The organism is Acidovorax sp., from assembly GCF_016783915.1.
In the GTDB taxonomy this organism is placed as follows: Bacteria; Pseudomonadota; Gammaproteobacteria; order Burkholderiales; family Burkholderiaceae_C; genus Acidovorax.
Window position 1 is genome coordinate 1 of the sequence record NZ_JADHVT010000188.1, and the last position, 7,434, is coordinate 7,434.

Genomic DNA, 7,434 nt, shown 5'->3' on the forward strand with positions numbered 1-7,434 from the left:
AACAGAGAGCGCTCCCGTTGGAGCGCTTTTTTGTGTGCGTTGAGATACGTGTTTTCCGTGGCCGTGAATGGCTGGAGGGGCGAGGTGACTGCTTCAGGCTGATTGCAGTCATACGCTGACCGCAAACGAATTCGCACTATCGGCCAGAGGACTAAACCGCTCGCGCGGTAGCCCGCCGCGAAGGCCCTGACAGTAAGTACACATCGCGCCCCTGTCTATGTTGGCGAGTGAGGCAATCGGCCTCGTTCTTCGACAGGAGCGCGATCATGATCCCTTCGACCCCCTCCATCTCGCCGCTGCGCCAGCGCATGCTTGAGGACATGCGAATGCGCAAGCTGGAGCCTCGCACGCAAGAAGCCTACATCCGTGCCGTGCGCAAGCTGGCCGCTTACCTCAAGCGCTCGCCCGATGCGGCCACGGTGGAGGATCTGCGCAATTTCCAGCTCCATCTGGTGGATACGGGCTCATCTCCCATGACGCTCAACGCCACGCTCACGGGCCTGAAGTTCTTCTTCGACATCACGCTGGGACGCATCGAGCTGATGGCCAAGATGCAGCCCGTGAAGCTACCTCGCACCTTGCCTGTGGTCCTGAGCTGCGAAGAAGTCTCACGCCTTCTGGCTGCGGCCCACAACATCAAGCACCAGGTGGCTCTATCGGTTGCCTATGGCGCAGGTCTTCGCGCCAGCGAGGTCGTCAGCCTGAGGGTCACCGATGTCGACAGCCAGCGCATGACGCTGCGCGTGGAGCAAGGCAAGGGTGCCAAGGACCGCTACGCCATGCTCAGCCCTGTCCTGCTGCGGCGCCTGCGCACCTGGTGGCACCTGGCCCATGCCCAGGGCAAGATGCTGCCTGGCGGCTGGCTGTTCCCAGGCATGACGCCCTTGGAGCCTCTTTCGATTCGCCAGCTCAACCGCGCCGTTCATGCGGCAGCCGATGCCGCTGGTATCAACAAGCGGGTCACTACCCACACCCTGCGCCACAGCTTTGCCACGCATCTGCTGGAGCGCAAGGTCGATATCCGCGTGATTCAGGTGCTGCTGGGGCACAAGAAGCTGGAGACCACATCGATCTACGCCCACGTGGCGACTGACCTGCTGCGCGAGGTGATCGGCCCCTTGGAGCCCATGCCTGCCGCCTGAAGGTGCGCGCGTGCAGCGGCCCACTCTGGAGGTCGCCGACATCTTCCTCAAGCATGGTGCCGCCTGGCGTGACAGCCAGCGCGGTCACTTGAGCCTGTCTCAGCTCAAGGTCATGTCGGCCATTGAGCAGTGCCGCACAGCGGCACTGGGGGGACATGTGTTGCGCTGCGATAGCTGCGCCACCGAGCTGGTCTCCTACAACTCCTGCCGCAACCGACACTGCCCCAAGTGCCAAAGCGCTGCAGCCAAGCGCTGGCTCGATGCCCGCCAGGCTGATCTGCTGCCCGTGGAGTATTACCACGTGGTCTTCACGCTGCCCGCGCCCATTGCAGATCTGGCGTACCAGAACAAGGTAGAACTCTATGGGTTGTTGTTTGATGTCGCCGCCGAGGTGCTGCAGACCATCGCTGCTGACCGCAAGCATTTGGGTGCACGCATCGGTGCCACGCTGGTGCTGCATACCTGGGGTTCTGCACTGACGCATCACCCGCATGTACATGGCATCGTGCCAGGCGGTGGACTGGCTCCTGACGGCAAGTCCTGGGTGGCTTGCCGATCGGGCTTCTTTTTGCCGGTGCGCGTGCTGTCCAGGTTGATGCGACGGCGCTTCATCGAAGAGCTGTTGCGCCTGCACCAGGCGGGGCGGCTGAGGTTCTTCGGCGAACTGGCGGCGCTGGCTGATGGTGCCTGCTTCAGCCAGTGGCTGGCTCCGATGCGCCAATGCGAGTGGGTGGTCTATGCCAAGAGGCCGTTTGCCGGCCCCCAGGCGGTGCTGGCCTACCTGTCTCGCTACACGCACCGGGTGGCTATCACGAGCAGCCGGCTTGTTGCGATGGATGAGCGCGGGGTAATTTTTAAATGGAAGGACTACCGGGCCAAGGGGAGCACGCGCCACAAGACCATGACGCTGGCGCCCCAGGAGTTCATGCGCAGATTCCTGCTGCATGTGCTGCCCAGCGGTTTCCATCGTATCCGCCACTATGGCTTGCTGGCCAATGGCAACTGCAAGGCCAGCCTCGCGCTGGCGCGCCAGTTGTTGGAGGTCGTCCCGGCGCAAGCCGCCTCACCCAGCAGCGAGGAGCAAGCCGACCTACCGCCCAACGCAGTGCCGCCGATCTTCGTCTGCCGACACTGCGGCCAGGCGATGACCATCCTGCAATGTCTCATGCGCGGGCAGGCCATCCGCGCACCGCCCGCGTTATGAGCAGCTCTGCGCGCCACCACTTGTCTTTGATGTCGATGCGCTTTTGCCCGTCGACAGGGAGGGCGCACGCATGTCGCCGCGAACGGTTCTGTATGGCCTGCGAAATACTCGGAAACAGGCGACTGATCAGCAATGCCCCAGGCCCCGCCCACACACAACGGCACACTGGCATCGCATGCATACGAGCTGTGATCGCCAGGCCGCTGCCAGAATCCCCATAGCGTTTGCGCCCGGAACACCCGCGTTGGCGTTCCCCGCGGTTTCCTCCCCCGAGGCTTGTGCGACACCTGCCCTCAGGCCGTGGGTGATCGTCGTTTGGGTGCCAGTTCCGGGCAGGTATCCCACAACCCTAAACAGTAGCTGCCATTCCCCAATGTCCCCTTTGCGCGCAAAGCGCCCTCAGCGTGTGGCTCGCCCCGTTTCACTAAAGCGTTCAGTTGTCCCGGCAGAGACTATGTCTCCGGACCGATTGGGTCAGTTCCTGCTGCGGACGATCACGAGGTCACCACGCATACCGGCCTACGATGCAGTCGCTTTCGACAAAGAGATCATGTGCGACCCGGCGGTCCTTCGCCGGGCTTGCCGGTTCGAGTTGCCCGCCGGTGTAGTTGAAGTACGCGCCATTGTGCGATCCGCGCAGCTTGCCGACCAAAAGGTCTGCGAGAACGGCGGAAGACCGCGCCGTTGAACTCGTGCCAGGCAACAAGCGTGCAATGAGCGGAAGAATATTGTTCCAAACCCAGTACATGGCAGCGCTCTGCTCTCGGGCCAGGCCGGTTCCCGGCATCAAACCCGGGTCGAAGGAAAAGTAGGTCCTGCGGGTGCCGGCCTCGTCCGCAAGGGCGCGCGCCGAGACAATGTTGCAGAGCTTCGACGTGGCGTATGCATCCCTGCAGGCTTGCTCGTCCGAGGCATCGTCGTAGCTGCCCTGGGCGATGCGCGCCGCCGTGGTGTAGCGCGCGCCCCGAAAGCCTGACAGCCGGGCGGACTTCTCTGCGGGGTCGTGCGTGCCGCTCGCCGTCCATCCGACGATTGAAGCCTCCGTCAAGCGATGCGTCAGGCCCTTGAGGATTAGGTGATGCGCCAGATGATTCACTGCAAATGTCGACTCGAAGCCGTCGGCCGTCTTCACTAGCCTGGTGGCGGACTGGCGGCCCGCATTGAATAGCACCCCGTCGACGGGATCCGTCGTGTCGCGTAGGAAATTGCTCACGAAGCTTGCTGTGCTTTGCAGCGACGACAGGTCGAGCGCGGGTGTGCGCACCTGACCCGCACCGAGCGCGAGGAGTTCGGCACGGAAGCTTTCCGCCTTAGCCGCGTCGCGCGCCGGAAGTGTCAGTTGATGACCGCCCATGCGGGCCAGTCGAAGTGCCACCTCGCGTCCAAGTCCGGAAGTCGCGCCAGTGATGAGGTAGTGGGCCATGTAAGAGTCCTGCCGTTGAAGACTCCAATGTATGAAGGATCGCTCAGATTGGGAATTCGCATTTCGGAAGGCACCAAGAGAGGAACATTCGATCCTATGAAAGAAGGTGCTGTACGATGCGGGTTCCGCAGCAAAATCTGGACGATCCTTCAGGTTTAGCATGGCGCAGAGCCTGGACGTTGGCCATACTGATGCTCTTCCCACCCGCCCGCCGCTTCATGCCGACCCCCATCGTTTCCCTCGCACCAAGGCGCAGTCCCAGCCAAGCTCGGTCGGTCGTCACGGTCGCCGCCGTCTTTGAAGCGGCTATCCAAGTATTGCTCAAGGATGGCGTCCACCGACTGACGACCACGCGTGTCGCGGAGCGCGCTGGCGTTTCCGTCGGAAGCCTTTATCAGTACTACCCCAACAAGCAGGCGCTCCTCAACGCCGTGTTGGAGCGCCACTTGAACGGCGTGGTGGAGGCCGTGGAAGTGGCGGCTAGCCGAGCCCACCAGCGGCCCCTTGCGGTCTTGGTCGAGTCTGTGGTCCATGCTTTCGTGACGGCGAAACTCGACCGGGCCGACGAGGCGCGCGCACTCTATGCAGTGGCGGCGGAGCTCGCACGTGCGGACTTGGTGAAGCAGGCAAGCGTGCGGGCGTGCAGGGCGTTAGCGGCGGCGCTTTCGACCGTGACCGACGCGAGCTTCGACGACTTGCCGGTGACGGCCTACATGTTCGCCACAGCGATGATCGGGCCGACAAAGGGGCTGCTGGAGGAGGAGGCCCCTGCGAAGCTGGCGCGGGTTATTCGACGCCAGCTCGTGTCGCTGTGCCTGGGTTACCTGGAGCGCGAAGCCAGCCGCTCCACTTCCCCGCTACCCACCAGCACCGTTCGCCGCTTGCGTCCACGATCCTGAGGGCCCGCGGTTAAGGACGCGCTCCACGAAGGCGCAGATTGACGCCTCTTGGCAGCCGCACGCACGAGTTTGCCCTTACTGGGTGCACACGCGTGGCACAGATCGTTTTCGAAGCTGGTGCGTGCCCGTAAGTGTCCGCTCCCGGCCCTTTGTTGCCGCACGCTACGATGTCTGCTATCGGTCATGGAAGGAGATCCCTCATCTCCAAGCGTGGGCCAAAAGTTAGAGGCATGGCACCGTGCGACGCAGTTAACCCATTACGTGGATAGCGGATGCGAGTCCTAACAACCGACAAGCCCGAGGGCGCAGCCCACCCTAGGCATGAGATTCGCCAAGCAGAACTGAGCAACCAAGCTGTTCTTTGAGTCAAGGATTGTGCAATTCCTGCGAATCCAGCAAATTTGTGTTCCGCAACTTTGCTCGGACCGACGCGCAGTGACTGATGCAAGGGGTACGTGGTGTCTCTTGCCCCGGAGGGGCCCAACGGCCAGGCAGCTCCCGCCATGCCGTTCGCCTGACGGGAGACGAATAACACTGTGACGAAAAGCAAAGCGCGGCGGGCGTGAAGACAAAGTGGCGAACTCATCTAGTAGGCATAGATGGCGTGAGGCTATACAAGGGCATTGAGGTCTTGCAGGGTCGAATGGACGAGGCTGTCGGGCACGAGCCTCGGCAGCGCGGGCTCTTGACAGGACTCGCCTTCGATAGACGTCTCTCAAGGCGGTCTATTCCATGCGCGGGAGCGAAAGCGCTCAGTCACCGTAGCACGAGCCCGTGCCGCCACCGCGGCGCAGCGCCCAGGTTTCCCCAAGAATCCCCACCGGGAATAAACCGCCGCCACAATCGTCTGTAGCGGCAGGGCGGACTGCGTGCAGAGACTGCAAGCATTTTTGGCCCGCCTGTCGCCACCCTGTTCACCATGCCACCCACCACAGAAAACGACGTCATAGCCACCCTGGAGACGGTCATTCCCGACCTTCGTCGATACGCGCGCGCCCTGCTCAAGGATCGCTCAGCGGCTGACGACTTGGTACAGGATTGTCTGGTGCGCGCAATCGAAAGCTGGAATCAACGCCACCGCGACGGCAGCGTGCGGGCCTGGACCTTCGCCATCCTCCACAATCTGGCCATGACTAGGCTGCGGCGAAGCTCCCGTGGTCCGACACAGGTGCCCCTGGAGGACGCAGCAGAGCATCATGTCGCCGTGGCACCGCCTCAGGAGGACGCACTACGTCGCCGCGATCTGCTGAAAGCGATGGACGCGCTGGGCGAGGAGCATCGCACTGTTCTGTTGCTCGTCGGCGTGGAGGACCTGTCCTATGCCGAGGCAGCGCAGGTCCTGGGCGTACCCATCGGCACGGTAATGTCGCGCCTATCCCGCGCGCGCGCCCGTCTGACCACCCTCATGAGCGATGGGATTCGCGGCACAGGCTGGCCGACTGCATTGATGAAGGCGGCCGCCCCTTCAACCTCTTTTTTGCGACGCGTGAAATGACTGTACGCCCTATCACTGAAGAAGACCTCCAAGCGTTCGTCGACGAGCGGTTGGACGAGGATCGCCACGCGGCGGTATTGACCTTCCTGTCCGAGCATCCGCAGGAAGGCGCACGTATCGCGACCTACTGTGAGCAGCGCGAGCAGTTGCGTACCGCGCTCGCGGACGTGGCGCACGAGCCTGTTCCTCCGCAGTTGAATGTCGCGCGGCTGGTCGCACAGCAACGTCGCGGCCGGATGACTCATTGGCGGCAGGCAGTCGCCGCAGCCTTGCTGCTTGCGGTGGGTGGCGCAGGGGGATGGTGGGCGCGTGATGCGGCACCCACTGGCGAGGCGGGCGTGCTGGCGCTGGCGCAAGACGCAGCGCTGAGCTACCGTACGTTCGCTCCGGACTTTTTGCGCCCGGTGGAGATCCGTGCCGACGAAAGTCAGGTGCTTACGCAGTGGGCCGCACGCCGCCTCGGTCGATCGCTCGCTGTGCCGGATCTCGCTGCGTCGGGCTACCGGTTCATGGGCGGGCGCATGGTGGCTACATCGCAAGGGCCGGCACTGCTGTACATGTACGATGACGACCAGGGCACTCGCCTTGTGATGATGGCACGGCCCATGGCGCAGCAGCGGCAAGCGCGCGCCATGGCACCTTACATGCGCGACGGCGTACGCGGGTATGCGTGGGGCGAGGACGGTTTCGGCTTCAGCCTAGTGGGGCCCGTCGAAGCGACCGGCCTGCATCCGGTGGCCGATGAACTGCGGCGCCAACTGCGCGAAAGAACATAAACTGACAGGCGGCCATTTTTAATCAGGTGCGCGCGGAATAAGTGGGCGTGTCACGCGTCTATGCAAGGTAACTAACTGGAGTTCCTTGCATGCATCCGCAATCCAACCCCTTTCTCACACGTCGAACGCTGCTGCAGGCAGCAGGTGCGCTAGCCGGCTCAGCGGCCACTTCGCACGGCCTCGCGTTGTCACAGGCCCACGGCGCGCACGCCGCGCAAAAGTCTGCCGCAGGACCGCAGCCTGGTGACCGCGTCTTCCTGACCAACGAAGATTCGAACACGCTAACTGTTATCGACCCGGTTCGCGACGAGGTGATGGGGGCCATCAACCTCACCAGTTTCGACGAGGATCCGCGCCCTCCCTTTCGCCTCGTGACCGGTGGCGTCACGCCCACGCATGGGGAGATGATCCAGAAGCCGCTCTACCACGGTGCGATCTCCATCCACGGCTGCGCCCCGTCCCCGGATTCGCGCTACTTCGCCACCTGCGGTCGCG

6 protein-coding genes and 1 pseudogene are annotated in these 7,434 nt (G+C 63.2%); 6 read left to right on the plus strand and 1 reads right to left on the minus strand.

The window, feature by feature from the left end:
• Positions 1-266 precede the first annotated feature (266 nt).
• Together ISS20_RS21990 and ISS20_RS21995 are read left to right on the plus strand one after the other, a co-directional pair.
• Entirely contained in the window at positions 267-1,142 is an 876-nt protein-coding gene (locus ISS20_RS21990) for a site-specific integrase (RefSeq protein WP_291439560.1), read from the plus strand.
• Between the two features lie 10 nt (positions 1,143-1,152).
• Positions 1,153-2,346, plus strand: coding sequence for an IS91 family transposase (locus ISS20_RS21995; protein ID WP_291439562.1), 1,194 nt, complete (start codon positions 1,153-1,155; stop codon positions 2,344-2,346).
• 502 nt (positions 2,347-2,848) lie between these two features.
• On the opposite strand, the gene ISS20_RS22000 is transcribed toward ISS20_RS21995, so the two are convergent.
• A complete protein-coding gene (locus ISS20_RS22000) occupies positions 2,849-3,769 on the minus strand; it encodes an SDR family NAD(P)-dependent oxidoreductase (RefSeq protein ID WP_291439564.1) in 921 nt (306 codons plus the stop codon).
• A gap of 218 nt (positions 3,770-3,987) precedes the next feature.
• Here ISS20_RS22000 and ISS20_RS22005 point away from each other — a divergent pair, with 218 nt between their 5' ends.
• The 4 genes and pseudogenes from ISS20_RS22005 to ISS20_RS22020 form a co-directional block, all read left to right on the plus strand.
• Positions 3,988-4,668 (plus strand): TetR/AcrR family transcriptional regulator, encoded by a 681-nt coding sequence (locus ISS20_RS22005; RefSeq protein WP_291439566.1) that lies wholly within the window; start codon positions 3,988-3,990, stop codon positions 4,666-4,668.
• 919 nt (positions 4,669-5,587) lie between these two features.
• Positions 5,588-6,163: an RNA polymerase sigma factor gene (locus ISS20_RS22010; RefSeq protein ID WP_291439568.1), complete on the plus strand. Its 576-nt coding sequence runs from the start codon at positions 5,588-5,590 to the stop codon at positions 6,161-6,163.
• On the plus strand, positions 6,160-6,939 hold the full coding sequence (locus tag ISS20_RS22015; protein WP_291439570.1) for an anti-sigma factor: 780 nt from the start codon (positions 6,160-6,162) through the stop codon (positions 6,937-6,939). Before ISS20_RS22010 ends, ISS20_RS22015 begins: the two co-directional genes overlap by 4 nt.
• Before the next feature lie 89 nt (positions 6,940-7,028).
• Positions 7,029-7,434, plus strand: a pseudogene (locus tag ISS20_RS22020) (YncE family protein); the annotation flags it as partial.